Raw genomic sequence first — 25,037 nt, forward strand, 5'->3', positions numbered from 1 at the left:
TGAAATTGACATTAAGATCGCGGCGCAAAGCCCTGATCTTGAGTCCTATTCTCCAACCCGTCTTTGCCCCTATTGCCCCAAAGCCTGCCCCAGATCTGCAATCAGATCGCCCGCGTCCTCAATCCCCACCGACAACCGCAGCAGACCTTCGGGGATGCCGGTGTGCGGCTCGATTGTGTGGCGATGCTCCACCAGGCTTTCAACCCCGCCGAGCGAGGTTGCCCGCAAGAACAATTGCAACCGCCCCGCCGCCTTGAGCGCCGCCGCGCCGCCGCCTTTGACCACAAAGGACAGAAGTCCGCCATATCCGCCAGTCATCTGGCGTTTGGCGATCACATGGCCGGGATGGTCCGGCAATCCGGGGTAAAGCACGGCCTCAACCTGTGGGTGATCTTGCAAATATTCAGCGATCTTCATGGCATTGCGGGACATTTCCCGCATCCGCAGTGGCAGCGTGCGCATCCCGCGGGTCAAAAGCCATGCCTCCATCGGCCCCATCACCGCGCCAGCCTGATTGCGATCATCCACGATCATCTTCCAGATGTCATCCTCCGGTGCCGCCGTTGACAGCGTTCCGGCCAGAACATCGGAATGCCCATTGATCCCCTTGGTCGCCGAATGCATGACAATATCCGCGCCGAGCGCCAAAGGCTGGCTCAACACCGGTGTCGCCGCCGTGCTGTCCACCACCAATTTCGCCCCCGCCGCATGGGCCATCCGCGCAGCGCCGGTCACATCGGTGATGCGCAGCCACGGATTTGACGGGGTCTCGATCCAGATGAGCGCCGGTTTATGCACCTTGCAGGCGATCTCCAGACTGATCGGGTCAGAGGTTTCCACCTCATGCAGTTCGATCCCCCGCCGCGTGCAGAAATCGCGGATCCATGCGGTTGTGCCCCAGTAGATCTGCGTCTGAACTACCACGCTGGCGCCGGTCGGCACGGTGCGAAACACCGCCGCCACCGCTGCCATGCCGGAAGGAAACAGCAGGCTCTCTGCCGCACCTTCGAGTTTTGACAACAGATCTTCAGCCACCCGCACGTTTTCGTTGTGGGACCGCAGATAGACATTCTCCGGATTGACCGGATCATAGTTTTCATCCCGCACAAAGGTCGTGGCCATATGAATACCCGGCACAACACCGGCTGTATGCGCGTCAGCGGCCCCGCCCGCGTGGGCGGCGATGGTTGCAGGGTGCAGATCGGGTTTGAATGTGTCAGCCACGGGCATATCTCGTCTTGGATGGTTTCGCGCCAGTGCTACACTCCTGCCGCCGCGGTGTAAAACCCTCGCCGCGATGCTCCGCCGCTGTCACTCCCCCGTGAGGGGTCTGTCACATGACTTGCGCATGGCCTGCCCATCACTCACCTTTGACCAAAGCCAAGCGGAGAACAGATCATGGCCACCAAACGCATCACCTTTCCCGGCCATGACGGCACTCCGCTTGCGGCGCGGCTGGATCTGCCCGATGGGCCACATCTCGCGACCGCGCTCTTTGCCCATTGTTTCACCTGCGGCAAGGACATTGCCGCCGCCCGCCGCATCGCGGCACGGCTGGCCGGCATGGGCATCGCTGTATTGCGCTTTGATTTCACCGGTCTGGGCCATTCGGAGGGGGAGTTTGCCAATACCTCCTTTACCTCCAACGTCGAAGACCTGATCGCGGCCTGCACCTATCTGGATCAATCCGGCATGGCGCCCAGCCTGCTGATCGGCCACTCCCTTGGCGGCGCGGCGGTGCTAAGCGCCGCCAGCCGGATGCCAGGGATCAAGGCCGTGGCCAGCCTTGCCGCGCCTTTTGACCCCAGCCATGTCATTCACAACTTTGCCGATGCCCTGCCCGAGATCCGCGCCGAGGGGCAGGCCGAGGTTTGCCTCGCGGGCCGTCCCTTCACGATCAGCAGAGGCTTTGTCGAGGATATCGAACAGGCCGCCCTGACCCAGTCCATCAAAGCCCTGGATGCGGCGCTTATGGTGATGCATGCGCCGCTGGATGATGTGGTGGGCATCGAAAACGCCAGCCAGATCTTTGGCGCCGCCAAACACCCCAAAAGCTTTGTCACGCTGGACAATGCCGACCATTTGATCAGCCGCGCCGAAGATGCCGATTATGCCGCCGAGGTGATCGCCACATGGGCCGGCCGCTATATTCCACTGGCCCCGCCTGCCCCGCCGCCCGGCGCACCCGAGGGAATCATCCGCGTTGCCGAAGCCGACCCGGACGGGTTCTTGCAGGATGTCTTTTCAGGCCCGCACCATCACGCGCTGGCGGATGAGCCGCTCGCCTATGGCGGCACCAATCGCGGCATGTCGCCCTATGGCTTTCTTTCCGCCGGACTGGGCGCCTGCACCTCGATGACCATTCGCATGTACGCCCGCCGCAAGGGCTGGCCCCTCGATCACGTCAGCGTCGATGTCTGCCACGACAAGGTCCACGCGCAAGACGCCGAAACCGGCAGCGGCGCCAAGGTGGACACATGGCGCAGACGCATCCGGCTGGAGGGGGCATTGGACGCGGATCAACGCCAGCGCCTGCTGGAGATTGCGGATAAATGCCCCGTCCACCGCACCCTTGAACGCGCCTCTGAGGTGGTGACAGAACTCATCGACTGACCCTCCCCTCTTTTTGGCGTCAAATACTCCGGGGGAATCGGTGCCCCGCACCGATGGGGGCTGGCCCCCTAATCGGCCGCAGGTCGATAAACAGCCTCTGAAATATCCCCCGCCGCCCCGATAAACCGCAACCGGTCGCCTTGCCGGGTCATGTCATAACAGGCCCAAAGGTCCGAAGGCGGCCATTGGCTGCAGTATTGGTCGCCCTCAACCCGCCAGTATCCCCATGAGTCGCGCCCCGAATTGTACAAGGTCTTGCCCGAGGCGCGAAAATCCTGCCAGGCCGATCCGTATTGCACCACTTTGCCGGTCAAAGCGGCGCTGATCTCTGCCCCGCTCAGAGGTGTCCAAGCCGCCTCGTCCGCTTGCACCGCAAACGGCCCGCACAACATGAAAAACAGCACGAATTGACGCATCTTCTGGCTCCTGCCTTGTTCTTACCCCTGCGGCAGTCTATTGCGCCGGTGACCCACAAAACAGTCACAAAAAGGTGTGTGCCGATGATCCCCCGCTATTCCCGCCCCGATATGGTTGCGATCTGGTCTCCGGAGACAAAATTCCGGATCTGGTATGAGATCGAGGCCCACGCCTGCGATGCAATGGCAGACATCGGCGTGATCCCCCGCGAAAATGCGGATGCGGTGTGGAAGGCCAAGGATGTCGAGTTTGACGTGGCCCGCATCGACGAGATCGAAGCTGTGACCAAACATGACGTCATCGCCTTTCTGACCCATCTGGCCGAACATGTCGGCAGCGACGAGGCCCGCTTTGTGCATCAGGGCATGACCTCCTCCGATGTGCTCGACACTTGTTTTAACGTGCAGCTGACCCGCGCCGCCGATCTGTTGATCGCGGATATGGAAGGGTTGCTGGCCGCGCTCAAACGCCGGGCGCTGGAGCACAAGATGACCGTGCGCATCGGGCGCAGCCATGGCATCCATGCCGAACCCACCACCATGGGCCTGACTTTCGCGCGTTTCTACGCCGAAATGGACCGCAACCTGACGCGCCTGCGCACCGCACGCGACGAGATCGCCACCGGCGCCATTTCGGGCGCCGTCGGCACCTTCGCCAATATCGACCCTGCGGTCGAAGAACACGTCTGCGCGAAACTGGGTCTCAAGCCCGAACCGATCAGCACCCAAGTGATCCCGCGTGACCGCCATGCCGCCTTCTTTGCCGCGCTTGGCGTCGTCGGCTCTTCGATTGAGAACATCGCCACCGAGATCCGCCATATGCAGCGCACCGAAGTGCTTGAGGCCGAGGAGTTTTTCTCGAAGGGCCAAAAAGGGTCCTCCGCGATGCCGCACAAGCGCAATCCGGTTTTGACCGAAAACCTGACCGGTCTGGCCCGTCTGGTGCGCATGGCCGTTGTGCCCGCAATGGAAAACGTCGCCCTCTGGCACGAGCGGGACATCTCCCACAGCTCGGTTGAGCGCAACATCGGCCCCGACACCACGATTACGCTTGATTTTGCCCTCGCCCGTCTGACCTCCGTGGTCGACAAACTGGTAATTTACCCCGACAACATGCTGGCCAATATGAACAAATTCCGCGGTCTGGTGATGTCACAGCGGGTCTTGCTGGCCCTGACCCAAGCGGGCGTCAGCCGCGAGGACAGCTACAAGCTGGTGCAGCGCAATGCGATGAAGGTTTGGGAAGAAGGCAAGGACTTCAAAACCGAACTGCTGGCGGATGCGGACGTGCTGAAATCCCTCAGCGCGGAGGAGATCGAGGAAAAATTCGACCTGGGCTATCACACCAAACATGTTGATACGATCTTCGCCCGCGTGTTCGGCGATTAAAAACACGGTTCTGGCGGCCACGGCCCCGGCTTCATTTGGCAAGAAAAACGCGATCCCGCCCTCTCATGGGGCGGGATCGGTTGTTTTTGGCGAAGAAACAGGCCGCTTCCCGCGCAGTTGTGGTTTTTGAAATCTCAATATTTGAAAAATCCGCCCTTCGGTGTAGCTTTGACTTATCAACCAAAGGAGACGGACCATGAAGACCAAGACCCTTTTGATTGCCCTTACCCTGATCGCGGCCCCCAGCCTGAGCCTTGCGATGGGCTGTTCGCATGGCAAGGAGAAACAGGCAATGTCATGTGCCGCCGGCACAGCCTATGACAGCGCCAGCCACAGTTGCCTGCCTGTCAGCACCTGATCGGAACCGAGACATTCAAGACGCCCAAACATCCAAGCTGCCGGAAAGGTTATACTTTTCGGCAAGCTGATCCATTTTTCCAAAAATCAAACATTCGTGAGCGAATAAATTGGCAGCCCTGCGGGTTATCTCTGTGTGATACCCTTCAGACACGAACATCAGGAGTTTTTATGAAGTATTTTGTTATGGCATCCGCCCTCGCCCTTCCGCTCAGCATGGGTACGGCCCTTTATGCGGCAGGCGGCGGAGATGAGACCGCGCCGTCCAAACCAAAGTGCAAGAATGGTCAGGTCTATGACAAAAAGACCAAGGCTTGCGTGAACGCCGAAGAAAGCCATTTGGACACAGACACGCTTTATCAAACCGTGCGCCAGCTGGCCTATGCAGGCCGTTACGACGATGCGCAGACCGTTCTGGCCGCGATGCCACAGGATGATGACCGCACCTTGACCTATCTGGGCTTTACCAACCGCAAGATGGGCAAGACCGATCTGGCGATGTCCTATTACAATCGCGCCCTGGTGGTGAACCCGGCCAATGTGCTGGCCCGGTCCTATATGGGCCAGGGGTTTGTTGAAGAGGGCCGTGTGGCCGATGCGCTGGAACAATTGCGCCTGATCCGCAGCCATGGCGGCAGCGGCACATGGGCCGAAGCCTCCCTGCGCAAGGCCATCGCTGCTGGACGCACTTACAACTACTGATTTCAACCTTTTTTCACCTTTGCCTGTCACAACGTCCCGGCATTCTGCGGGGGACAGGCCAAGATGAACGATGTGGTTCCGATGAACAGTCTCGCGCCGCTTCCTGTCCTTGACGGGGGCGGCGTCACTGTGTCGCTCAGCCGCCGCGCGAAGGCGGCAATCATTGTGCGGCTTTTGCTGAACGACGGGGCCGATATCCCGCTTGAGGACCTGCCGGATGAATTGCAGGCGAGCCTGACCCACCAGATGGGGCAAATGCGCGTGGTGGACCGCGATACAATGATGGCGGTGGTTGAGGAATTCGCCAACGAGGTCGAAAAGGTCGGCCTGTCCTTTCCTGCGGGCATCGCCGGGGCGCTGGATGCGCTGGACGGCAAGATCAGTCCACACACCGCCGCACGCCTGCGCAAAGAGGCCGGCGTGCGCCAGTTTGGCAACCCTTGGGCGCGGCTTGGCGAATTGGGCGCAGAGCGCCTGCTGCCCGCCGTTGAGAACGAAAGCATTGAGGTGGCGGCGGTGGTGCTGTCGAAACTGCCCGTTGCCATGTCCGCCGAGATCCTCGGCAAATTGCCCGGCCCACAGGCGCGGCGTATCACCTATGCGGTGTCCCTGACGGGCGCTGTCACGCCAGAGGCGGTCGACCGGATTGGCCTGTCATTGGCCAGCCAGCTGGACGCCCAGCCCGCCACCGCCTTTGACAGTGATCCGGTTGAAAGGGTCGGCGCGATCCTGAATTCCTCCACCAATGTGACCCGCGACGATGTGCTGACGGGCCTCGACGAAACCGATCAGGGCTTTGCCAATGCAGTGCGCAAGGCGATCTTTACCTTTGCCAATATCCCCGCCCGCATCGCCCCACGCGACATTCCCCGCATCCTGCGGGAGGTGGATCAGGACAAGCTGGTGCTGGCCCTCGCCGGTGCAGAGGCGGCTGGATTTGCCGCATCGCGTGATTTCGTGCTGGAGAACATGTCAGGCCGCATGGCCGATCAATTGCGCGAAGAGATTGAAGAGGCCGGCAAGGTCAAGGCCGCCGAGGTCGAGGCGGCCATGTCAGGTATCGTCGATGTGATCCGCGCGATGGAACAATCGGGCGATCTGTTGTTGGTGGTTGAAGACGACGACGAAGACTAGGCTCCGGTCCCCTTCTTCGCAGAGGATCACTGCCCATCCTGCGGGTGGTGTCTTGTTGCCGCTGGGCGGGCGGGCTATGTCTGGCGTAATCGCCACAGCTGATCGAGGCTTATGTCCGCCCCTGCCCCCACAGACGCAAATGATCCGCCACGGCTGCGCAAATTTGTCCATTACACCACCAACCTGATGATCGTCGCGGTGATCCGGCTGGCGCTGGCATTGCCTTATGCCCTGCGCGTGCGCTTTGTCGGGTGGTTGGTGCAGCATGTCATCGGCCCGCTGGCCGGATACCGCAAACGCGCATTGGACAATCTGGCGCTGATCCATCCTGAGATGGAGGAAGACCAACGGCAACAGATCGCCTCCGATTGTCTCAACAACGTCGGGCGCAGTTTTATCGAAAACTATTCTGCCCGCGATTTTCCCGCCCGCATGGCCCAGATCACACCCGAAGGGCCCGGCTTTGCCGCGCTGGAAGAGGCCGCCGCCGCGAACCGTCCGGTGATCCTTGTCACCGGGCATTTCGGCAATTACGAGGCCACCCGCGCCGCCTTGGTGGCACGTGGCTTCGATATTGGCGGGCTCTACAGGGACATGAAGAACCCCTATTTCAACGCCCATTATGTGAAAACCATGGAGGCTTTTGGCGGGCCGGTGTTTCCGCAGGGGCGCAAAGGCACTGCCGGATTTGTGCGACATCTCAAGGGCGGCGGGCAACTGGTGCTGCTGTTTGATCAGCATGTGATGTATGCGCCGATCCTTGATTTTATGGGCGAACCGGCGCGCACAGCCTTGTCAGCGGCGGAACTTGCGCTGCGCTATGATGCTTTGCTGATCCCGTTCTATGGCATTCGCCAGCCAGATGGCTTGTCGTTTCAAACACTGCTAGAGGCACCCGTTCCCCATTCAGACGCCCAGACCATGACGCAGGCAATCAACGACAGCCTTGCCGCGCAAGTGGCAAAACGTCCTGAACAATGGTTCTGGGTTCACCGCCGCTGGCGCAGTCACGAGCCCTAGGTTGATTTGCGATCAGCGCAGGCGGGCCGCACCAAAAATTGGCCCGGCGTTGCGCCCCTGAATGATCACTACGGAGGGTTTGTCGCCTTCCACCTGCGCCACAAGATCCAGCGCCTCACGGCCGTCCCAGTGGCCCAGAACGGTCCATCCTTCGACGATATTGGCGTATTCCACGGTTTTACCTGCATTCTCTCCGCGTTTGATATGGGTCGTTTGGCGCGGCTCATAGCGCAGCATATGGACCGTCATACCGCCCTGGACCTGCGCCAGGCGCTTGGCTGTGATCTTGAGGGCATTGCCATCGCGGGACAGTGTTACGGCAACCTTGGGCGCCTGGCGGGCGTGTTCGGCAATCGCCTTGGCCAAGGCCATGGGTTTTGCGCCGACAATATCGGTCTGCCCCTGTACGATCATTTCCGGGGTATAGATTGAGCGGCGATGCCCTGCCGCGGCATAGGCCCGCTGCCGCTCGGCATGGGCGGGATCGCCAAAGGGGTCTTTCCAGCCGATGTAATCCCAATAATCCACATGCAGGGCCAGCGCGATCACATCGTCCCGGTCTGCCAATTCATGCAGGATCTGATCGGCGGGCGGGCAGGATGAACATCCTTGCGAGGTATAAAGTTCGACCACCACGGGTGTGTCTTGCGCAGACAGCGGCGCGGCCAGCGCCATCAAACCTGCAAGAAGAGAGTATTTTAGAAATTTCATCTGATTCCATCACAACACGCCGGGATATACAGCATCTAACCGTCCGGCCCTGAAATAACCAATCAAGGTTTCTTGAGAGCCCGCGTGAGCGATGGACCAATAAAACATGGAATTTCGGTACACCATGGTATACAAAATAGCTCAAATGCCACTAATAGTGGTTGAAACGTGCCTCGCCAGATGGCATTGAGACGCCAGAAACGCCACCCATCAGACCCCGAAGGGAGCCACTCCATGACAATTACCGTTGGTCAGGACACCGCAAAGACCCGCAAATCCATCACTGCGGGCAACCAGACGATTGCCTATTATTCGATCCCCGCCGCGCAGGACGCCGGGCTTGGCGACTTTTCCAAGCTGCCCGCCGCGCTCAAGGTCGTGCTGGAAAACATGCTGCGGTTCGAGGATGGCAAGACCGTCACCGTGGACGACATCAAGGCCTTTGCCGAATGGGGTGCCAAGGGCGGCAAGAACCCGCGCGAGATTGCATATCGCCCTGCCCGCGTATTGATGCAGGATTTCACCGGCGTTCCGGCGGTTGTCGATCTGGCCGCGATGCGCGACGGTCTGGTGGCGCTTGGCGGTGACGCGGAAAAGATCAACCCGCTGAACCCTGTTGATCTGGTCATCGACCACTCGGTGATGATTGATGAGTTCGGCAACCCGCGCGCGTTCCAGATGAACGTGGACCGCGAATATGAGCGGAACATGGAACGCTACACCTTCCTCAAGTGGGGCCAGAAGGCGTTCAACAACTTCCGTGTTGTGCCCCCCGGCACAGGTATCTGTCACCAGGTGAACCTTGAATATCTTGCACAAACGGTCTGGACCGACAAAGACCAGAACGGCGATGAAGTGGCCTATCCTGATACGCTGGTCGGCACAGACAGCCACACCACAATGGTCAACGGCATGGCCGTTCTGGGCTGGGGTGTTGGCGGGATCGAGGCCGAGGCCGCCATGCTGGGTCAGCCGATTTCGATGCTGATCCCCGAAGTGGTCGGTTTTGAGCTGACCGGCCGCATGATGGAAGGCACTACAGGCACCGACCTTGTGCTGAAAGTTGTTGAAATGCTGCGTGAAAAAGGCGTGGTCAGCAAATTTGTCGAATTCTACGGCGAGGGTCTTGATCACCTGCCCCTGGCAGACCGTGCGACCATCGCCAACATGGCACCTGAGTATGGCGCGACCTGCGGCTTCTTCCCGATCGACGGTGAAACCCTGCGTTACCTGCGCACCACGGGCCGTGATGAGGACCGCGTCGCGCTGGTCGAAGCCTATGCCAAGGAAAACGGGATGTGGCGCGGCGACGATTACGCGCCGATCTACACCGACACCTTGAGCCTTGATATGGGCACCATCGTGCCTGCGATCTCCGGCCCGAAACGCCCGCAGGATTATATTGCACTGACCTCGGCGCACACGGCGTTTGGTGAATACGTCAAAGGTGTCCGCGCGGGCAAGGATGCCTCCCCGAAAGAAGAAATTCGCTGGGAAGGCGAAGGTGGCCAGCCTGAACCACGTGAAATCCCCGGTGATGAAGGCAGCCACAAACGTGGCTATGTGAAAACCGACGACGGTCATTACCAGCTGCATGACGGGTCTATCGTGATCGCCTCGATCACGTCCTGCACCAATACTTCGAACCCTTATGTGATGATCGGCGCGGGTCTGGTGGCACGCAAGGCACGCGCGCTGGGTCTGACCCGCAAGCCTTGGGTCAAAACATCGCTGGCCCCCGGCTCGCAAGTGGTGTCGGCCTATCTTGAGGCTGCGAACCTGCAGGAAGATCTGGACGCCATCGGCTTTAACCTTGTCGGCTATGGCTGCACCACATGTATTGGTAACTCCGGCCCGCTTGAGCCAGCGATCAGCAAGGCAATCAACGACTATGATCTGATCGGCACCTCGATCCTGTCGGGCAACCGCAACTTCGAAGGGCGCATTTCCCCTGATGTGCGCGCCAACTACCTCGCTTCGCCTCCCCTCGTGGTGGCCTATGCGCTGGTCGGTGACATGAACCATGATCTGGCAAACAGCCCGCTGGGTCAGGATCAGAATGGCAATGATGTTTATCTCAAGGACATCTGGCCCACCACGCAAGAGGTCGCGGAACTGGTCGAACAGACTGTCACCCGCGAGGCGTTCCAGACCAAATATGCCGACGTCTTCAAAGGCGACGAAAAGTGGCAGGCAGTGGAAACCACAGACAGCCAGACCTACGACTGGCCGGTACAATCCACCTATGTTCAGAACCCGCCTTACTTCCAGGGGATGAGCAAAGATCCCGGTGTGATCACCAACATCGAAGGTGCCAAGGTGCTTGCGGTTCTGGGCGATATGATCACCACTGACCACATTTCCCCCGCCGGTTCATTCAAGGCGGACACCCCTGCCGGTCAGTATCTGACCGAACGTCAGGTGCCAGTCCGCGAGTTCAACTCCTACGGCTCCCGCCGGGGCAACCATGAAGTGATGATGCGCGGTACCTTTGCCAACATTCGCATCAAGAATGAGATGCTGGATGGCGTTGAGGGCGGCTATACAAAAGGCCCCGATGGCGCGCAGACCTCGATCTTCGACGCGGCCATGGCGCATCAGGCCAATGGCACCCCGCTGGTGGTCTTTGGCGGTGAACAATACGGCGCCGGGTCCAGCCGTGACTGGGCGGCCAAGGGCACAGCCCTGCTGGGCGTCAAGGCGGTGATTGCCGAGAGCTTTGAGCGTATCCACCGTTCCAACCTCGTTGGCATGGGCGTGATCCCGTTTGAATTCACTGGCGGTGACAACCGCAAATCTCTGGGCCTGACGGGCGAGGAAACTGTGTCGATCTCTGGTCTGGACACAATCCAGCCCCTGCAAGAAGTGCCTTGCGCGATCACCATGGCGGACGGAACGGTCAAGAACATCATGATCAAATGCCGGATCGATACCGCGATCGAGATCGAATACATCGAACATGGCGGCGTGCTGCACTACGTGCTGCGCGATCTGGCCAAAGCAGGCTAGAACTGCGATCAGTCAAATAGAAAAGGCCCCGGCATTGCGTCCGGGGCCTTTTTCTTTGCCAGCTTCATTTGGCCAAAAACTCAATCCCGCTTATCGGCCAAGCGCCTCGCGCAGCGCGGGCAGGAACCGTTGCTCGTAGTCGCTGCCAACCAGCGGTCCGGCATAGCGGAACAGCACCGTGCCGCTGCCATCCAGAATGAAGGTTTCCGGCGGCGCGGTCACGCCCCAGTCAATCGCGGTGCGCCCCTGTGGATCGAACCCGACGCCGATAAAGGGATTGCCGTCTTCGGTCAGATAATCGCGGGCATTGCCTTCGAGGTCTTTGAAATTGATGCCGACGATGGGCATGCCCTCTGCAGCCATTTCAAGAAGCTTGGGATGTTCGGCGCGGCAGGGCGGGCACCAGCTGGCCCAGAAATTCACCAATGTCACCTCGCCCGAGGCCAGCATATTGGCGGTGGCAGGCGGAAACCCGTCCAGCGGCAGCTCTGGCACGCCGGGTGCCTTTTGCCCAACCAGGGTGGAGGGCAGCCCCTCGGGGTCATCACGGAACATGCCAACGGCAGCCAGCGCCACAAATCCGGCAAAGATCAGCGGTGGGGCGATCATCAAGGGGCGTATCCTAGCCATTTTTCTTGATCTCCGCTTCGATCTTTCTCAGGGCGGCGCGCGCCGTCCGGCCACGGCGCAGGGTCAGCGCCAGAAGCCCGGCAAGCAAAAGCAGTGTCGCGCCATAGGACGACAGCACTTCGAAGGCATATTTCCCCAGATCCGGCATCACAGCCCCCTCTCCGACCGCGCCAGCAATGCGGCGGCCCTGCGGATGCGAATTTCTGTGCCGGTGCGGTAGAGCACCATTGCCAGAAACAGCAGCACAAAACCCGCCATCGAAATCGCCAGTGGCACAAAAAACGTATCATCCACTGTGCGCCCGCCCGTGGCCACAGGCACCGAGGTGCCCTGGTGCAGGCCCTGGTTCCAGAACCGCACGGCATAGCGCGACAGCAGCGCAAAGACAGAGCCGACCAAACACAGGATGGAGGTCAAATCCGCCGCCGTGTCCGGGTCTTCGATCGCGGCCCACAGGGCGATGTAGCCCAGGTAAAACAGGAAAAGGATCAAAAACGAGGTCAGGCGCGGATCCCAAGCCCACCATGTGCCCCACATCGGTTGGCCCCAAAGGGCCCCGGTGATCAGGGCTATTACGGTCATCACCATGCCCACCGGCGCGGCAGCCTTGGCGGCCAGCGCGCTGACGTGGTGCCGCCGGATCAGCCAGATCAGCGAGGTGATCAGCATCATGCCCCACGCGTTGATTGCCATCATCGCGGATGGCACGTGGATAAAGATGATCTTGACCGTTGATCCCTGCCGGTAGTCATCGGGCGTGCCAAAGAACCCCCAGACCAGACCAGTGGCCACGCTCGCGGCGGCGAGCACCCAAAGCACAGGCTGCACCCGCTCTGACAAAGCGAGAAATTTCACGGGGTTTGCATATTGCCAAATGGACATGGGGTTTATCTAACGCTCCGCTGCGGCCCGCTCAATGGTCAAACGCGTGAACGGGGCGGGATGGACAAAAAGACGCGATCATCGCAGACCCATGCGCAGAACAGCGGCGCTGGCAAAGGGCATCAGCGCGATGGTGGCAAAGGTGATCCCGGCCAGCATGATCAGGTAGGTGTCATGCTGCATTCCCATCGCCCCGCGCCGCGCAGCCTCGGCCCCGAAAATCAGCGTCGGTACATAGAGCGGCAGCACCAGCAACGACAAAAGCAGCCCGCCACGTTTGATGCCCACGGTCAGCGCCGCACCAAAGGTGCCGATCACCGACAGCGCTGGCGTGCCAAGCGCCAGCGAAATGACCAGCGGCAAAAACCCTTGCGGCGGCAGGTTCAGCAACACCGCCAGAACCGGCGCGGCCAGCACGAGCGGCAGGCCCGTGGTCAACCAATGGGCCAGTGCCTTGATGCTCACCACCGCCTCAAGCGGCAGGGGAGCCGTGACCAGCAGATCCAGCGTCCCGTCCTCGTAATCCAGCGCCAGCAGACGATCCAGCGACAGCAGGCAAGCCAGCAATGCGCCCAGCCACAAGACCCCTGCCGCGATCCGGCCCAGCAGTTCCGGCTGCGGGCCAACGCTGAACGGGACCAGCACGGTCACGATGAGGAAAAACGCAAGGCCAAGACCAAATCCGCCGCCCGCCCGCAAGGCAAGACGCAGATCGCGGATCAGCAGGGCAATCACAGGAACGCCTCATCGCTGGCCCCGGCGCGGGCGCTGGCACGGGCGCGAAACGGTGTGAGGTCCAGCACCTCGGCCTCCAGCCCCAGATCAATATGCGTGGCCATCAGGGCCGAACCGCCCTGCCCAAGATGTGCCCGCACCGCCGCAGCAAATTGCGCCACGGCATCTTTGTCGAGCGACACAGTCGGTTCATCCAAAATCCAGATGGGTCGCCCGGTCACCAACAATCGCGCCAGACCCAAGCGGCGCTTTTGCCCGGCCGACAGGGTGCCTGCCAATCGGTCCGCCAGTGGGTGCAGGGCATAGGCGTCCAGCGCTGCGGTGATACCGGTGCGGCCAAAGACCTGCGCCCAGAACATCAGGTTTTCGCGTACACTCAACATCGCCTTGAGACCATCGGCGTGGCCAGCATAGGCAATCTGATCCTCTGCGCCGGTGATCTGTCCCGACAGCGGCGGTTGCAATCCAGAGATGCTGCGCAAAAGCGTGGTTTTGCCCGCCCCGTTTGGCCCGCGAAGGATCAGCGCCTGACCGGGCCGTACCGTCAGCGATACATCCGTCAGCACAGGCACGCCGCCACGGGCAAGGGTCAGGTTGTCCACACGCAAGGTCATGGCACAGCCCTACCTGATTGGCGCGTCATGCAAAAGCGGCATTGCAGCACATCAGACGGGGATCATTGCCAGCGCGATCCGGCGGCCCTCGCTGAGCAGCACGTTATAGGTGCGGCATGCGGCGGGGGAAGACATCGGCTCTGCCGCGATACCGGCCTCTTGCAATTGCTGATCCAGATCATCGGGCAGATGGGCGATCTCGGCGCCGGTGCCGACAAACAAAACGTCAATCTCTCCCGCCATTGCCAAAAGCGGCGCTGTGTCCTCCAACCCGCCCCAGCGTTTCGGGCCATCTGCGCCGGTGATCACCGGCCCCTCAATGACCTGCCCGCCGATGCGGAAGAATCCGGGTCCATACCCTTCGACCGGCTGGGCGTTGTTATATTCAACTTCATTGAGACGCATGGATCATCCTTTCCAAATCGGCAGCCCCAGGATAGCGGAACTGAAAATCACGAGATAGGCCACAAAACGAAAAAGCCGCGCCGCCTTGGGGTTGAACAGACGCGCGCCGATGACATTGGCGATCAGGTTTGGCACGCCGAGCATCAGACCCAGTGCAAAGACCGGCCAGACCATCAGCCCGCTCAGCCACAGCACGGGAAACAGCACCAGATCCACCGCAAACAGGTACAGCATCAGATTGGCGCGGATGGTCGCCACGGGCAATGTGCTGGCCATATAGAGCATGATCACCGGCGGGCCGGGTATACCGGCAAAACCGGTCATGAATCCGCCAATGCCGCCTGCGCCGACGGTAAGACTTGCGGTCAACGCTCCGGTGTAGCGCCAGCCGGAGATGACCAGCACCAGCAGCGCCAAGACAATGCCGGAGATGATCCAGCCAAAAACCAATGGATCCAGTTGTGTCAAAAGCCACAGACCGACGGGCAGACAGATCAATGCACCCAGGATCAGCCGCCCCACATCGCGCGGTGTCCCATCACGCATTGAGGGCCGCAGGTTGGGCACCGGGCCAAGGATTTCAGCCGCTGTCAGGAAAATCACAGCCTCGACCGGCGACAGCACCGAAGCGGCCACTGGCATGATGATCATCGCGGAGCCAAAGCCGGAGAAACCGCGCACGATGCCCGCGACAAAAACAGCCCCCACCAGCCAGATCAGCCCTTCGGGCGATCCGGCTGGAAGCAGCCAATCAGGCATCTATGTTGGCGTATTGGTTGCCTGCGTTTGCATCCGGCTTGGACCAGTCACGTTTCACGCCAAGGTACAAAAGCACCGCGGAGGCCACAAAGATCGAGCTGTATGTACCGACGATCACGCCCCAGATCATCGCAAAGACAAAGCCGCGGATCACATCGCCGCCCAGCACAAACAGCGCAATCAGCGCTAGCAGGGTGGTGACAGAGGTCATGAACGTCCGGCTCATTGTTTCGTTGATCGACAGGTTCAGAACCTCTTTGAGATCGCGTTTCTTGTATTTGCGCAGGTTTTCACGCACCCGGTCAAACACCACCACCGTATCGTTGAGCGAGTAACCCACAATGGTCAGCAGCGCTGCGATAATCGCCAGATCGAACCGGATCTGAAGCTCAGAGAAAATCCCGATGGTCAGCAAAACGTCATGCACCAGCGCCAGCACCGCACCGACGGCAAATTGCCATTCAAACCGCAGCCAGATGTAGATCAGGACCGCGCCAATCGCCAAGACCACGGCAATTGCAGCGGTTTGGATCAATTCGCCCGATACTTTGGGGCCAACGGATTCAACGGATGTAAATTTGATGTCCGGACGGATGTCTTTCAGCGCGGCCTGAACCGCCTCGATGGTGTCCACTGACACCGCTTCTTGTTCGTCCTGCGCCTGAATGCGGATCATCGCCACGTTCTGATCTTCGCGGAAAGTCGGATCGAACACCTCTGTGATGGTGATATCGCCAAGATCCAGTTGCTCCATCGCGCCGCGGTATTCGGCCACGTTCACCGCCAACGGGCTTTCGGTGCGGATTGTGGTGCCGCCGCGAAAATCGATGCCAAAGTTCAAACCCTGGATCATGAAGGAGGCAAAGGCGATGACCATCATCAGCCCCGAAATGCCCAGCCACATCTTCCAGTGCTTGAAGAAATCGAAGTTCGAGTTTTCCTTGAACAGTCGCAAACGCATGTCAGACCTCAATCGTTTTCGGGCGGCGTGCCTCGAACCAGATCACCACCAACAGGCGGGTGACAAAGATCGCGGTGAACACAGATGTGATGATGCCAAAGCCCAGCGTGATCGCAAAGCCGCGCACCGGGCCGGAGCCCATGACGAACAGGATCACGGCTGTGATCAATGTGGTGATATTGGCGTCTACGATCGCCGATAGCGCCTTTTCATAGCCAAGCGAGATCGCGCGGGCCGGCCCTTTGGCGGTTTTCAACTCTTCGCGGATGCGCTCAAAGATCAGCACGTTGGCGTCCACCGCCATGCCGACCGTCAAAACGATCCCCGCAATGCCCGGCAAGGTCAGCGTCGCACCGACAAGGCTGAGCAGGCCAAAGATCATGCCGACGTTGATGACCAGCGCGATATTGGCGAAAATGCCGAACAGACCATAGCTCAGGAACATAAAGACCAGCACGGCAACAAAGGCGATGATGGTTGCCACCTTGCCCGCATCGATGCTGTCTTGGCCCAGTTCGGGGCCGATGGTGCGTTCTTCCAGAAACTCCAGCCCCGCAGGCAGCGCACCGGCGCGCAGAAGGATCGCGAGGTTGGTGCTTTCCTCGACATTGAAATTGCCGGTGATAATGCCCGATCCGCCGGGGATATGGCTTTGGATCGTGGGGGCGCTGATCACCTTGTCATCAAGGATGATCGCAAAGGGCGCACCAATGTTTTCAGCGGTGTAATTGCCGAACTTGCGTGCGCCGGTGGTGTTGAACCGGAAACTGACCGCGGGCGATCCGTTCTGGTCAAAGCTGGGCTGCGCATCGACCAGTTCCTCGCCAGTGACGACAGGCGCGGCCTCAACGGTGTAATAGGCACCTTCCTCATCCACGGAGGCCAACACTTTGTTGCCGATACCGGGGTTGGCGTTGGCATCCGACCCGCGGCTCACAACCGGGTTGAAGGTCAGCTGCGCGGTGGTGCCGATGATCGCTTTCAGCTCGGCCGCCGAACCGATGCCGGGCACCTGAATGAGGATCCGGTCCGCGCCCTGGCGCTGGATCGTCGGCTCGCGGGTGCCGACCTCGTCAATCCGGCGGCGGATGATCTCAAGCGATTGTTGCATCGTGCGCTCATCGGTCGCCTGCTTTTCCGCATCCGACAGGGTGACGATGATCATCCCGTCTTCGCCGCGCACATCGATGTCATTGGACCCTGCCCCGGTCAGCGTGGTCACCGGTCGAGCCAAACCGCGCACGATCTCCAACGCCTGCGCCATCTTGTCCGTATCGTTGAGCCGCACGCGCAGCTCATCTTCGGGAGATTGCTGGCGGCGCACGGGGGTCAGGCTGCGCAAGGCGTCGCGGACCTCGGGCCATTGCGCCTCCATCCGTGCAGCATAAACGTCCTGCACCTTGACCTCGGCCAGAAGATGCGCCCCGCCGCGCAGGTCCAGACCCAGATTGACCAGCCCCGATGGCATCCAGTCGGGCCAAAGCGCCAATTGCGCCTGAAGCTCGGGGGTGGATCCGGAAAGCTCAATCGCCTTGGCGGCATCATTGTGCTGTTCCACGGGGCCGTAAAACGCATTGGGCAGCGCCAGCCAGAGCCCGATGGCACAGGTCAGCGCAATAGCAATCCGTTTCCACAGATCAATCTGAAGCATGGGTCCGCCTTTATCTTAAGCGTTGGCCGCAGGGGCGGTTTATTTGGCCGGTTCGGTCTTGGAGACAACCGTGGCGATGGTGGATTGGATCACGCGAACCTTGACGCCATCGGCAATCTCGATCTCCAGCTCGCCATCTTCGCGCACTTTGACCACTTTGCCGATCATGCCGCCCTGGGTCACAACTTGATCCCCGCGCCGCAGGGCCGCAACCATCGCCTGATGTTCCTTGGCTTTTTTCTGCTGGGGACGGATCAGGAGGAAATACATGATACCGAAGATCAGGATCAGCGGGATAAATTGCTGGATGCCTTGCATGGAGGTGGTCCTTTTAGCTGCTGTTGAGGGCGCAGAACGCCCCACCACGAAGTTTGGCAGAACCTATGCGTGGCAAGGGCAAGGCGCAAGGTGCAAAGGGGAGTTTTGGGTGGACGGGACGGAGGAAGCAGGTAGTCTCGGATAAGTTGTGGAACTGCCCGTTATGGCCAAAGAAGTAATTGAATGACCCAGATTACAATCCCGCTCCCTCATAGCTTGGTTTTGGCCATTGGCGTGCTGCTCGCCTTTGGGCTGGCATCCGCGCTGGTTGTCTTTGCAATGATGCCCGCCAAGGCAAAACCCAGAGAGGCAATCGCGTCGTTCCAATCTCAAATGGGTTTGGACCGGCTGCCAACGGCTGTGTTTTTCCTGATGGTTACAAGCTGGGGTGCTATTTTTCTGGTTCTGTTGATTGGCATCCTGATCACGATCTTCGATACGATCTGGCGGGCGACACCGGGGATGTTGGCCGATGACAGCGCGGCAATTTGGGACTGGCGGTTTTCGATCGCAAAGCTGACGGCGCTCACTGCTGTTCTGGGCGCGGTAGTCGCCCTGCCCTTTACGATTATTCGACTGAAGCTGAACCGGGAACAGACGACGCTGATGGAGAGACAACGAGAGATCGAAAACGATGCTCTTCTAAACGAAAGGTTCAATTCCGCCGTTGCAGACCTCTACACCCAAAAACAAGTCACGAAATGGGAGGGAAACAGGGCAAGCAATGGATGGACGGATGACCCTACCCGAAGGATTGCAGCTATCGACCGCCTAGAGGAACTTGTCCGTGAGCGGCCGGCATTCGCTAGCCGCGTATCCAAGATGCTTTGCGCCCTTGTTCGAACAGAACGAGAGAGCTTTCCGCCTTTGGATTGGGACAACACCCTTACATTCGAAGAACAACATGACCGCTTCCTGGAATGCCGAATTCGTGTTCGCCCAGACCTAGAAAATGCTGTCCAGACTATTGGCCGTCTGAAAAGCATAAAAGGTGTAGATGCCAGTCAGGTCGAAATCAATCTAAGCAAAGCGAATCTTCAAGGGATGGACCTTCGGGAGCTTGATTTCAATGGTGCAGACCTTTTCGCAATCTTCGCTCAGGGAGCCGATTTTGAATGTTCTAACCTAAGCGAGGCCTACATTCTCTGTGCGGAAATGCAATGTTCAGACCTTCGAGGTACGGAACTTCATGGGGCATGCCTAAAGAGCGCCGAGCTCCAGTTTGCCGATCTCGCAGCTGCGAAATTTGATGCTAGAACTGATCTTTTGGATACGGTACTCGACGGTGCTGCGCTACAATTTACTGACCTAAGTACCGTGCCTCAGATAGAGCCCGCATTGCCTAGAGTGTTTGGTGACACCAGTGTAACTCTTCCCAACAACGCAAAGCACGCCCCTGAGCATTGGCCGAAAGAAACCCTCGCATTCGAAGAATTTCGAGACCAATGGCGCGCCTTCCAACGTTCCATCGGTCAAGACCCGGACAATCCCCAATAGCCTGCCCCGCCCCCTCACTCCGCTCTACCCCTTTGCTGCGCAATCCGGCATAACGCGGCGAGACGATTCATTTCCAAGGACGCATCCCATGCATGACATCCGCGCCATCCGCGAAAATCCTGAGTTTCTTGACGCTGCCCTTGCGCGGCGGGGCGAAGATGCGATGTCCTCCAAGGTGCTGGCCCTGGACGAGGCACGGCGGGCCAAGATCGGTGCGGCTGAGGCCGCCCAGGCCGAACAGAACAAGGCCAGCAAGTTGGTGGGCGCGGCCAAGGCCAAGGGTGACGAGGCCGAGTTTGAGCGGCTGCGCGCGCTTGTGGCTGACAAAAAGGCCGAAGTGGCGGCGATGCAGGGCGAGGCCAAGGAGCTGGACGCGCAGCTGACCGATATGCTGGCCCGCATTCCCAACTCCCCTGCCGATGATGTGCCAAGCGGCGCGGATGAGGCGGAGAATGTCGAAGTGCACCGCTGGGGCGATTTGCCGGAATTCGATTTCGAGCCCAAGGAGCATTACGAGATCGCGGGCGTGGCCCCGAACATGGATTTTGAAACCGCCGCCAAGACATCCGGCGCCCGGTTTGTGATGCTCAAGGGTGCTGTGGCGCGGGTGCACCGGGCCTTGGCGCAGTTCATGGTGGACACCCATGTGGATCACAACGGGCTAACCGAAGTGAACTCCCCCGTTCTGGTGCGCGACGAAGCCATGTATGGTACGGACAAACTGCCGAAATTCGGCGAGGACAGCTATCAAACCACCAATGGCTGGTGGCTGGTGCCAACGTCCGAGGTGCCGCTGACCTATACCGCGGCGGAAGAGGTGCTGGACGAAACCGCGCTGCCCAAACGCTATACCGCCCATACGCTTTGCTTCCGTTCCGAGGCAGGCAGCGCCGGGCGCGATACCGCGGGCATGCTGCGCCAGCACCAGTTTGAAAAGGTCGAAATGGTCAGCGTCACCCATCCGGACGAAAGCGATAACGAGCAAAAGCGCATGCTGCGCTGCGCAGAGGATCTGCTGGAACGGCTGGGCGTGCCCTATCGCACGGTGATCCTGTGCACCGGAGACATGGGCTTTGGCGCACGGCGCACCTATGACATCGAGGCCTGGGTGCCCGGGCAGAACACCTACCGCGAGATTTCGTCGGTTTCGACCACGGGTGATTTTCAGGCCCGCCGGATGAATGCCCGGTTCAAACCCAAAGACGGCGGCAAGCCGCAGTTCGTGCATACATTGAACGGCTCCGGCCTTGCGGTCGGGCGCTGTTTGATTGCGGTGCTGGAAAACGGCCAGCAAGCCGACGGTTCTGTGAAGTTGCCCGATGTTCTGGCCCCCTATCTGGGCGGCAAGACCACCATCGCGTCGGATGGCACGCTGGCCTGATCCGGCAAGGGCCGGCTGCTTTGCGCGGCCGGGATTGCACCAGTTGAAAAATACACATCCTCGGCTAGCTTGAGGGTAGGGTCACAGCCCTGCCCCTTTGACTGACCGAGGATTGTCTATGTCCGACCCCATGCGCCCTGCCTTTGCCCTTTTGGCTGTTCTGCTGAGCCTGTCTTTTGCCGCATCTCCGTTTTTCGTGGAGGGATTTGGCGGGTTTGATCCCAACCAGTTTCCGGTCCCCCAAGAAAATCCCCCTGTGCAGCCGGCCGGCTATGCCTTCGGGATCTGGGGGCTGATTTACGTCTGGTTGATCCTTGGTATGGGCTGGGGCGCATTGCGGGCGTTGCGGGACGGGCAATGGCATGACATGCGCGTGCCGCTGTGCCTGTCGCTGGCCTTTGGCACTGGCTGGCTTGCGGTGGCGGTGGCGAGCCCCGTTTGGGCTGCGGTGTTGATCTGGGCGATGCTTCTGACCGCTCTGGCGGCGCTGTTTATGGCGCCGGTCGGGGATCGGGTCTGGGCGGCATGGCCGGTCGGGCTTTATGCCGGTTGGCTCAGCGCGGCGTCTTGCGTGTCACTGGGCCTGTTGGCGGCGGGCTACGGCTGGTTGGATCAGACCACGGCAGCGCTGTTGTTTGTGGGACTTGCCATTGTACTGGGCGGATTTGTACAAGGCGCATTGGGCCGTGCGCCGACCTATGGAGCGGCGGTCATCTGGGCACTGGCGGCGGTGGTTGTGAACAATCTGGAAACCGCGCCGATGGTGGCCTATGTGGCGGGCGGCGGTGCCTTGGTGATGGTTATCCCAACGTTGAAAGCCTTGATGCGCGGCTGAGGGCTGGCGGGAATTTTGAGATTTCCGCGCCAAACCTTCAAAGATTTTGGAGGATTGGCACGAAAACACCGCAAATTTGCTTTCTTGAATGGATACGGGTCGGACTTTTGAAAAAGTCCGACCCGTGCTTCTTAATCCTTGCGCCGACCTGCCATATGTTTCCGCAACTTCGACGGCGGCGCCTTTTTTCGGCCCTTGTAAGGGTTGGCATCGTTTTGCCCCCGCATCCAAAGCCGGATCGGCGTTCCGGGCATGTCAAAATCGACCCGCAAACCATTCACCAGATAGCGGCTATAGCTTTCGGGCACCTTGTCGGGATGGCTGCACATCACCACAAAACCGGGCGGACGTGTCTTGGCCTGCGTCATATAGCGCAGCTTGATCCGCTTGCCCTGCGGCGCGGGCGGCGGGTGTGCTTCCATCATGCCAGCCAGCCAACGGTTCAACTGCGCGGTGGTGATCCGGCGGTTCCAGACGTCATAGGCCCGCATGATCGCTTCATGCAAACGGTCCAGCCCCCGGCCCGTCTTGGCCGACACTGTGATCAGCGGCGCACCGCGCAACTGCGGCAGCAGGCGTTCAAAGCTTTCCTTGAGCGTCTTGAGTTTGGCCTGACGTTCGTCTTCAATGTCCCATTTGTTGACCGCGATGATAACGGCGCGGCCCTCGCGTTCGGCCAGATCGGCGATGCGCAGGTCTTGCTGTTCAAACGGGATTTCGGCATCCAGAAGGACGACCACGACCTCGGCGAACTTCACGGCCCGCAAACCATCGCTGACGCTGAGTTTTTCCAGCTTTTCCTGCACCTTGGCCTTTTTGCGCATGCCGGCTGTGTCAAAGATCCGCATCGGCACGCCGTTCCATTCGGTGCGCAGGGAAATCGCATCACGGGTGATGCCTGCCTCCGGCCCGGTGAGCAGGCGGTCCTCACCCATGATCTGGTTGATCAGGGTAGATTTACCGGCATTGGGGCGCCCCACCACAGCCACCTGCAAAGGCTTGGCATGGGTCGGCACCGGCACCGCATCGGGATCTTCGGCCTCGTCCTCAGTCAGATCGACATCGGTTTCAGGCGCGTCTTCACTGGCGCGTTCGGCAAATTGATCGGCCAGTGGCATAAGCACGGAATAAAGATCGTTCAAGCCCTCGCCATGTTCGGCGGACATGCGGATCGGTTCGCCCAAACCCAATGAATAGGCCTCGATCACGCCGGCATCGGCGGCTTTGCCTTCGGCCTTGTTGGCGGCGAGAATCACATGGGCAGAGCGTTTGCGCAGAATATCGGCAAAGACCAGATCGGACGGGGTGATCCCGACCCGCGCATCTACCATGAACAAGCAGATGTCAGCCATGTCCACTGCGCGTTCAGTCAGACGGCGCATCCGGCCCTGAAGACTGTCATCGGTGACCTCTTCCAGACCGGCGGTATCCACCACGGTAAAGCGCAGGTCGGCCAGACGCGCGGCGCCTTCACGCAGATCACGCGTGACACCGGGCTGGTCATCCACCAGCGCAAGACGTTTGCCGACAAGACGGTTGAACAGCGTGGATTTGCCCACATTGGGGCGGCCCACGATGGCGAGAGTAAAGGACATTTTAAGGCTCCAGGCCGGATCAGGCCAAATCAAGCCTGCGCTTTAGACCATTTCGCGGTCAACGGAAAGCGTGCAATTGCCCCTTGCGCGAGACAAGGTAAAGCGTGCCGCCCGCCACAACCGGCGCAGTGGTCGCGCCGCCGGGGATTTCGGTGGTGCCCAGAAGGCTGCCGTCACGCGGATCAAAGCTGCGCAGCAGCCCGTCGCTGGAGGCCACGATCACGCGCCCGCCCGCCACAACAGGGCCGTGGTGCGCATAGACCTCGGACTGCCGCTTAGGCTTGGATTTCACAAAATTCGGCAGAGGCACGCCCCAGATGCGGCTGCCGTCATTGGCATCCAGACGCACCAGCTCATTGAGATCTGTCAGAGCAAAGACGCTGCCCCCTATGGGCCAGACCGGGCCGATTGCGCCCTCGCGGGCGGTCCATTGGGGTTGGCCGCTGCCCAGCTTGAGCGCCATCAGGCGGCCCGACTGGTTGCCAGCATAAAGGGTATCGCCCGACAGCATCGGCGCAGATGTGATGTCAGAGATAGAGGACATCGCGCGGCCGGGACGCTTGCCCACAACGGCCGTGTTCCAGCGCGGCAAACCGCCACGGCGGAACACCGCCTGCACTTCGCCCGACCCGAAAGAGAAAATCGCCAATTGGTCATTTACCACGGGGGCCGGTGTGCCCAGCACGTTCTGCAGGCTTGGCGTTGCGGACACCTGCCATTGGATGCGGCCGTCGGATTTGCGCACAGCCCAGCCCATGTCATCCCCTGCGGTCAGATAGACCAGATCGCCATAAACAGTTGGAGTGCCTGTGCCGCTGGCATCGAGGTCTTGCGTCCAACGCACCGCGCCGGAAGCCGCGTCGATGGCCGACAGATAACCGTAACCTACCGAGACATAGACCGTGTCGCCCTCAACCGCGAGGCCGCCACCGGAGCTTTGCCCAGCCTTGTCTGACGCGGGGGTCAGATCACGCGACCACAGGGTCGCGCCAGAGGTGGATGTGGCTGTCAAAGTGGCCGATGCATCAAGGGTAAAGACCCGCCCGGAGGCGACAACAGGGTTTGCAGAGATGCGCAGTTTGCGGCTGTCCCCCTGCCCGATGTCCGCGCTCCATGCCAGTTGCGGAGCGGCGCGCAGGGCCGGATGGGATGTGCGGTATTTCGGGGTGCCGGGGCTCTGGCTCCAACTGGCGTTGTTGGTGGCGGCGCCCAGCGCGATGGGGCGGCTTTCATTCGGGCTGGTGTCACGCACCTGAAGCGGCTGAGCAAGATCGGGATCCGTCAGCACCGCACGGACGTTTTCCCGTTCGCCGACCAGATAGGTCTCTCTTTCGGTGCAGGCGCTCAGCACCAGCGCACCGGCAAAAAGGCCGCAAATCACCGGATGGACCGCAAAACGCTTTGGTTGGATCATCGCCCTGCT

The 25,037-nt window shown here is 60.2% G+C and carries 25 protein-coding genes; 10 read left to right on the forward strand and 15 right to left on the reverse strand.

Translation table 11 applies throughout. From position 1 onward, the window contains the following. Nucleotides 1-69: 69 nt before the first annotated feature. Nucleotides 70-1,224, reverse strand: a complete 1,155-nt coding sequence (locus tag K3754_RS12220; RefSeq protein ID WP_259937691.1) for a PLP-dependent aspartate aminotransferase family protein — start codon at nt 1,222-1,224, stop codon at nt 70-72. A gap of 174 nt (nt 1,225-1,398) precedes the next feature. On the opposite strand from K3754_RS12220, the gene K3754_RS12225 reads away from it, so the two are divergent. Continuing rightward, nucleotides 1,399-2,613, forward strand: coding sequence for a bifunctional alpha/beta hydrolase/OsmC family protein (locus tag K3754_RS12225; RefSeq protein WP_259937693.1), 1,215 nt, complete (start codon nt 1,399-1,401; stop codon nt 2,611-2,613). Between the two features lie 68 nt (nt 2,614-2,681). On the opposite strand, the gene K3754_RS12230 is transcribed toward K3754_RS12225, so the two are convergent. After that, nucleotides 2,682-3,029 carry a hypothetical protein gene (locus K3754_RS12230; protein WP_259937695.1) on the reverse strand — a complete coding sequence of 116 codons (348 nt, stop codon included), beginning with the start codon at nt 3,027-3,029 and terminating at the stop codon, nt 2,682-2,684. An 84-nt stretch (nt 3,030-3,113) separates the two neighbouring features. Here K3754_RS12230 and purB point away from each other — a divergent pair, with 84 nt between their 5' ends. The 5 genes from purB to K3754_RS12255 all read left to right on the forward strand — a co-directional run bounded on the left by purB (nt 3,114) and on the right by K3754_RS12255 (nt 7,631). Further along, complete coding sequence (gene purB, locus K3754_RS12235; RefSeq protein WP_203210806.1) at nt 3,114-4,418, forward strand: adenylosuccinate lyase; 1,305 nt, start codon at nt 3,114-3,116, stop codon at nt 4,416-4,418. A gap of 196 nt (nt 4,419-4,614) precedes the next feature. Then, complete coding sequence (locus K3754_RS12240) at nt 4,615-4,776, forward strand: hypothetical protein (protein WP_203210805.1); 162 nt, start codon at nt 4,615-4,617, stop codon at nt 4,774-4,776. 170 nt (nt 4,777-4,946) lie between these two features. Then, nucleotides 4,947-5,477: a hypothetical protein gene (locus K3754_RS12245; RefSeq protein ID WP_203210804.1), complete on the forward strand. Its 531-nt coding sequence runs from the start codon at nt 4,947-4,949 to the stop codon at nt 5,475-5,477. 63 nt (nt 5,478-5,540) lie between these two features. Next, entirely contained in the window at nt 5,541-6,611 is a 1,071-nt protein-coding gene (locus K3754_RS12250) for a flagellar motor switch protein FliG (RefSeq protein WP_203210803.1), read from the forward strand. A 111-nt stretch (nt 6,612-6,722) separates the two neighbouring features. Continuing rightward, nucleotides 6,723-7,631, forward strand: coding sequence for a lysophospholipid acyltransferase family protein (locus K3754_RS12255; protein WP_259937698.1), 909 nt, complete (start codon nt 6,723-6,725; stop codon nt 7,629-7,631). A 12-nt stretch (nt 7,632-7,643) separates the two neighbouring features. On the opposite strand, the gene K3754_RS12260 is transcribed toward K3754_RS12255, so the two are convergent. After that, entirely contained in the window at nt 7,644-8,342 is a 699-nt protein-coding gene (locus K3754_RS12260) for a thioredoxin family protein (RefSeq protein ID WP_259937699.1), read from the reverse strand. Nucleotides 8,343-8,576: 234 nt separating this feature from the next. Here K3754_RS12260 and acnA point away from each other — a divergent pair, with 234 nt between their 5' ends. Then, on the forward strand, nt 8,577-11,351 hold the full coding sequence (gene acnA, locus K3754_RS12265; RefSeq protein ID WP_259937700.1) for an aconitate hydratase AcnA: 2,775 nt from the start codon (nt 8,577-8,579) through the stop codon (nt 11,349-11,351). A 90-nt stretch (nt 11,352-11,441) separates the two neighbouring features. Here acnA and K3754_RS12270 read toward each other — a convergent pair whose 3' ends face one another. From K3754_RS12270 to yajC, 10 genes are all read right to left on the reverse strand, one after another. After that, a complete protein-coding gene (locus K3754_RS12270) occupies nt 11,442-11,960 on the reverse strand; it encodes a DsbE family thiol:disulfide interchange protein (protein WP_259937702.1) in 519 nt (172 codons plus the stop codon). A gap of 13 nt (nt 11,961-11,973) precedes the next feature. Further along, nucleotides 11,974-12,129: a heme exporter protein CcmD gene (gene ccmD / locus K3754_RS12275; RefSeq protein ID WP_203210798.1), complete on the reverse strand. Its 156-nt coding sequence runs from the start codon at nt 12,127-12,129 to the stop codon at nt 11,974-11,976. Then, nucleotides 12,129-12,863, reverse strand: a complete 735-nt coding sequence (locus K3754_RS12280) for a heme ABC transporter permease (RefSeq protein ID WP_259937709.1) — start codon at nt 12,861-12,863, stop codon at nt 12,129-12,131. Before K3754_RS12280 ends, ccmD begins: the two co-directional genes overlap by 1 nt. 78 nt (nt 12,864-12,941) lie before the next feature. After that, entirely contained in the window at nt 12,942-13,598 is a 657-nt protein-coding gene (gene ccmB, locus K3754_RS12285) for a heme exporter protein CcmB (RefSeq protein WP_203210796.1), read from the reverse strand. Then, the gene (gene ccmA / locus K3754_RS12290) at nt 13,595-14,212 is read right to left on the reverse strand and encodes a heme ABC exporter ATP-binding protein CcmA (protein WP_259937710.1); all 618 of its coding nucleotides are present in this window, start codon (nt 14,210-14,212) and stop codon (nt 13,595-13,597) included. Before ccmA ends, ccmB begins: the two co-directional genes overlap by 4 nt. Before the next feature lie 51 nt (nt 14,213-14,263). Beyond that, complete coding sequence (locus tag K3754_RS12295) at nt 14,264-14,617, reverse strand: Mth938-like domain-containing protein (protein ID WP_203210794.1); 354 nt, start codon at nt 14,615-14,617, stop codon at nt 14,264-14,266. Nucleotides 14,618-14,620: 3 nt separating this feature from the next. Further along, the gene (locus tag K3754_RS12300) at nt 14,621-15,376 is read right to left on the reverse strand and encodes a sulfite exporter TauE/SafE family protein (RefSeq protein WP_203210793.1); all 756 of its coding nucleotides are present in this window, start codon (nt 15,374-15,376) and stop codon (nt 14,621-14,623) included. Continuing rightward, nucleotides 15,369-16,337, reverse strand: coding sequence for a protein translocase subunit SecF (gene secF, locus K3754_RS12305; RefSeq protein ID WP_203210792.1), 969 nt, complete (start codon nt 16,335-16,337; stop codon nt 15,369-15,371). Before secF ends, K3754_RS12300 begins: the two co-directional genes overlap by 8 nt. A gap of 1 nt (nt 16,338) precedes the next feature. Next, nucleotides 16,339-17,988 carry a protein translocase subunit SecD gene (secD, locus tag K3754_RS12310; RefSeq protein WP_259937719.1) on the reverse strand — a complete coding sequence of 550 codons (1,650 nt, stop codon included), beginning with the start codon at nt 17,986-17,988 and terminating at the stop codon, nt 16,339-16,341. A gap of 39 nt (nt 17,989-18,027) precedes the next feature. Continuing rightward, a complete protein-coding gene (yajC, locus tag K3754_RS12315) occupies nt 18,028-18,306 on the reverse strand; it encodes a preprotein translocase subunit YajC (RefSeq protein WP_203210790.1) in 279 nt (92 codons plus the stop codon). Between the two features lie 183 nt (nt 18,307-18,489). Between yajC and K3754_RS12320 the strand changes: the two genes are divergently transcribed. The 3 genes from K3754_RS12320 (at nt 18,490) to K3754_RS12330 (ending at nt 22,019) form a co-directional block, all read left to right on the forward strand. Then, nucleotides 18,490-19,803 (forward strand): pentapeptide repeat-containing protein, encoded by a 1,314-nt coding sequence (locus K3754_RS12320; RefSeq protein ID WP_259937722.1) that lies wholly within the window; start codon nt 18,490-18,492, stop codon nt 19,801-19,803. 88 nt (nt 19,804-19,891) lie between these two features. Beyond that, nucleotides 19,892-21,184: a serine--tRNA ligase gene (gene serS, locus K3754_RS12325; RefSeq protein WP_259937724.1), complete on the forward strand. Its 1,293-nt coding sequence runs from the start codon at nt 19,892-19,894 to the stop codon at nt 21,182-21,184. A 118-nt stretch (nt 21,185-21,302) separates the two neighbouring features. Then, the gene (locus K3754_RS12330) at nt 21,303-22,019 is read left to right on the forward strand and encodes a tryptophan-rich sensory protein (protein WP_259937726.1); all 717 of its coding nucleotides are present in this window, start codon (nt 21,303-21,305) and stop codon (nt 22,017-22,019) included. A gap of 131 nt (nt 22,020-22,150) precedes the next feature. On the opposite strand, the gene der is transcribed toward K3754_RS12330, so the two are convergent. After that, nucleotides 22,151-23,614: a ribosome biogenesis GTPase Der gene (der, locus tag K3754_RS12335; protein WP_259937728.1), complete on the reverse strand. Its 1,464-nt coding sequence runs from the start codon at nt 23,612-23,614 to the stop codon at nt 22,151-22,153. A gap of 58 nt (nt 23,615-23,672) precedes the next feature. Next, nucleotides 23,673-25,028 (reverse strand): PQQ-like beta-propeller repeat protein, encoded by a 1,356-nt coding sequence (locus tag K3754_RS12340; protein WP_259937735.1) that lies wholly within the window; start codon nt 25,026-25,028, stop codon nt 23,673-23,675. Nucleotides 25,029-25,037: the final 9 nt, after the last annotated feature.

Origin of the sequence: Sulfitobacter sp. M368 (assembly GCF_025141875.1) — a bacterium.
GTDB lineage: Bacteria > Pseudomonadota > Alphaproteobacteria > Rhodobacterales > Rhodobacteraceae > Sulfitobacter > Sulfitobacter mediterraneus_A.

Bases quoted from the DNA above. Each gene is read 5' to 3' on its own strand.
- K3754_RS12225 (WP_259937693.1), top strand. From the start codon at position 1,399: ATGGCCACCAAACGCATCACCTTTCCCGGCCATGACGGCACTCCGCTT.
- K3754_RS12230 (WP_259937695.1), bottom strand. From the start codon at position 3,029: ATGCGTCAATTCGTGCTGTTTTTCATGTTGTGCGGGCCGTTTGCGGTG.
- purB (WP_203210806.1), top strand. From the start codon at position 3,114: ATGATCCCCCGCTATTCCCGCCCCGATATGGTTGCGATCTGGTCTCCG.
- K3754_RS12240 (WP_203210805.1), top strand. From the start codon at position 4,615: ATGAAGACCAAGACCCTTTTGATTGCCCTTACCCTGATCGCGGCCCCC.
- K3754_RS12245 (WP_203210804.1), top strand. From the start codon at position 4,947: ATGAAGTATTTTGTTATGGCATCCGCCCTCGCCCTTCCGCTCAGCATG.
- K3754_RS12250 (WP_203210803.1), top strand. From the start codon at position 5,541: ATGAACGATGTGGTTCCGATGAACAGTCTCGCGCCGCTTCCTGTCCTT.
- K3754_RS12255 (WP_259937698.1), top strand. From the start codon at position 6,723: ATGTCCGCCCCTGCCCCCACAGACGCAAATGATCCGCCACGGCTGCGC.
- K3754_RS12260 (WP_259937699.1), bottom strand. From the start codon at position 8,342: ATGAAATTTCTAAAATACTCTCTTCTTGCAGGTTTGATGGCGCTGGCC.
- acnA (WP_259937700.1), top strand. From the start codon at position 8,577: ATGACAATTACCGTTGGTCAGGACACCGCAAAGACCCGCAAATCCATC.
- K3754_RS12270 (WP_259937702.1), bottom strand. From the start codon at position 11,960: ATGATCGCCCCACCGCTGATCTTTGCCGGATTTGTGGCGCTGGCTGCC.
- ccmD (WP_203210798.1), bottom strand. From the start codon at position 12,129: ATGCCGGATCTGGGGAAATATGCCTTCGAAGTGCTGTCGTCCTATGGC.
- K3754_RS12280 (WP_259937709.1), bottom strand. From the start codon at position 12,863: ATGTCCATTTGGCAATATGCAAACCCCGTGAAATTTCTCGCTTTGTCA.
- ccmA (WP_259937710.1), bottom strand. From the start codon at position 14,212: ATGACCTTGCGTGTGGACAACCTGACCCTTGCCCGTGGCGGCGTGCCT.
- K3754_RS12295 (WP_203210794.1), bottom strand. From the start codon at position 14,617: ATGCGTCTCAATGAAGTTGAATATAACAACGCCCAGCCGGTCGAAGGG.
- K3754_RS12300 (WP_203210793.1), bottom strand. From the start codon at position 15,376: ATGCCTGATTGGCTGCTTCCAGCCGGATCGCCCGAAGGGCTGATCTGG.
- secF (WP_203210792.1), bottom strand. From the start codon at position 16,337: ATGCGTTTGCGACTGTTCAAGGAAAACTCGAACTTCGATTTCTTCAAG.
- secD (WP_259937719.1), bottom strand. From the start codon at position 17,988: ATGCTTCAGATTGATCTGTGGAAACGGATTGCTATTGCGCTGACCTGT.
- yajC (WP_203210790.1), bottom strand. From the start codon at position 18,306: ATGCAAGGCATCCAGCAATTTATCCCGCTGATCCTGATCTTCGGTATC.
- K3754_RS12320 (WP_259937722.1), top strand. From the start codon at position 18,490: ATGACCCAGATTACAATCCCGCTCCCTCATAGCTTGGTTTTGGCCATT.
- serS (WP_259937724.1), top strand. From the start codon at position 19,892: ATGCATGACATCCGCGCCATCCGCGAAAATCCTGAGTTTCTTGACGCT.
- K3754_RS12330 (WP_259937726.1), top strand. From the start codon at position 21,303: ATGTCCGACCCCATGCGCCCTGCCTTTGCCCTTTTGGCTGTTCTGCTG.
- der (WP_259937728.1), bottom strand. From the start codon at position 23,614: ATGTCCTTTACTCTCGCCATCGTGGGCCGCCCCAATGTGGGCAAATCC.
- K3754_RS12340 (WP_259937735.1), bottom strand. From the start codon at position 25,028: ATGATCCAACCAAAGCGTTTTGCGGTCCATCCGGTGATTTGCGGCCTT.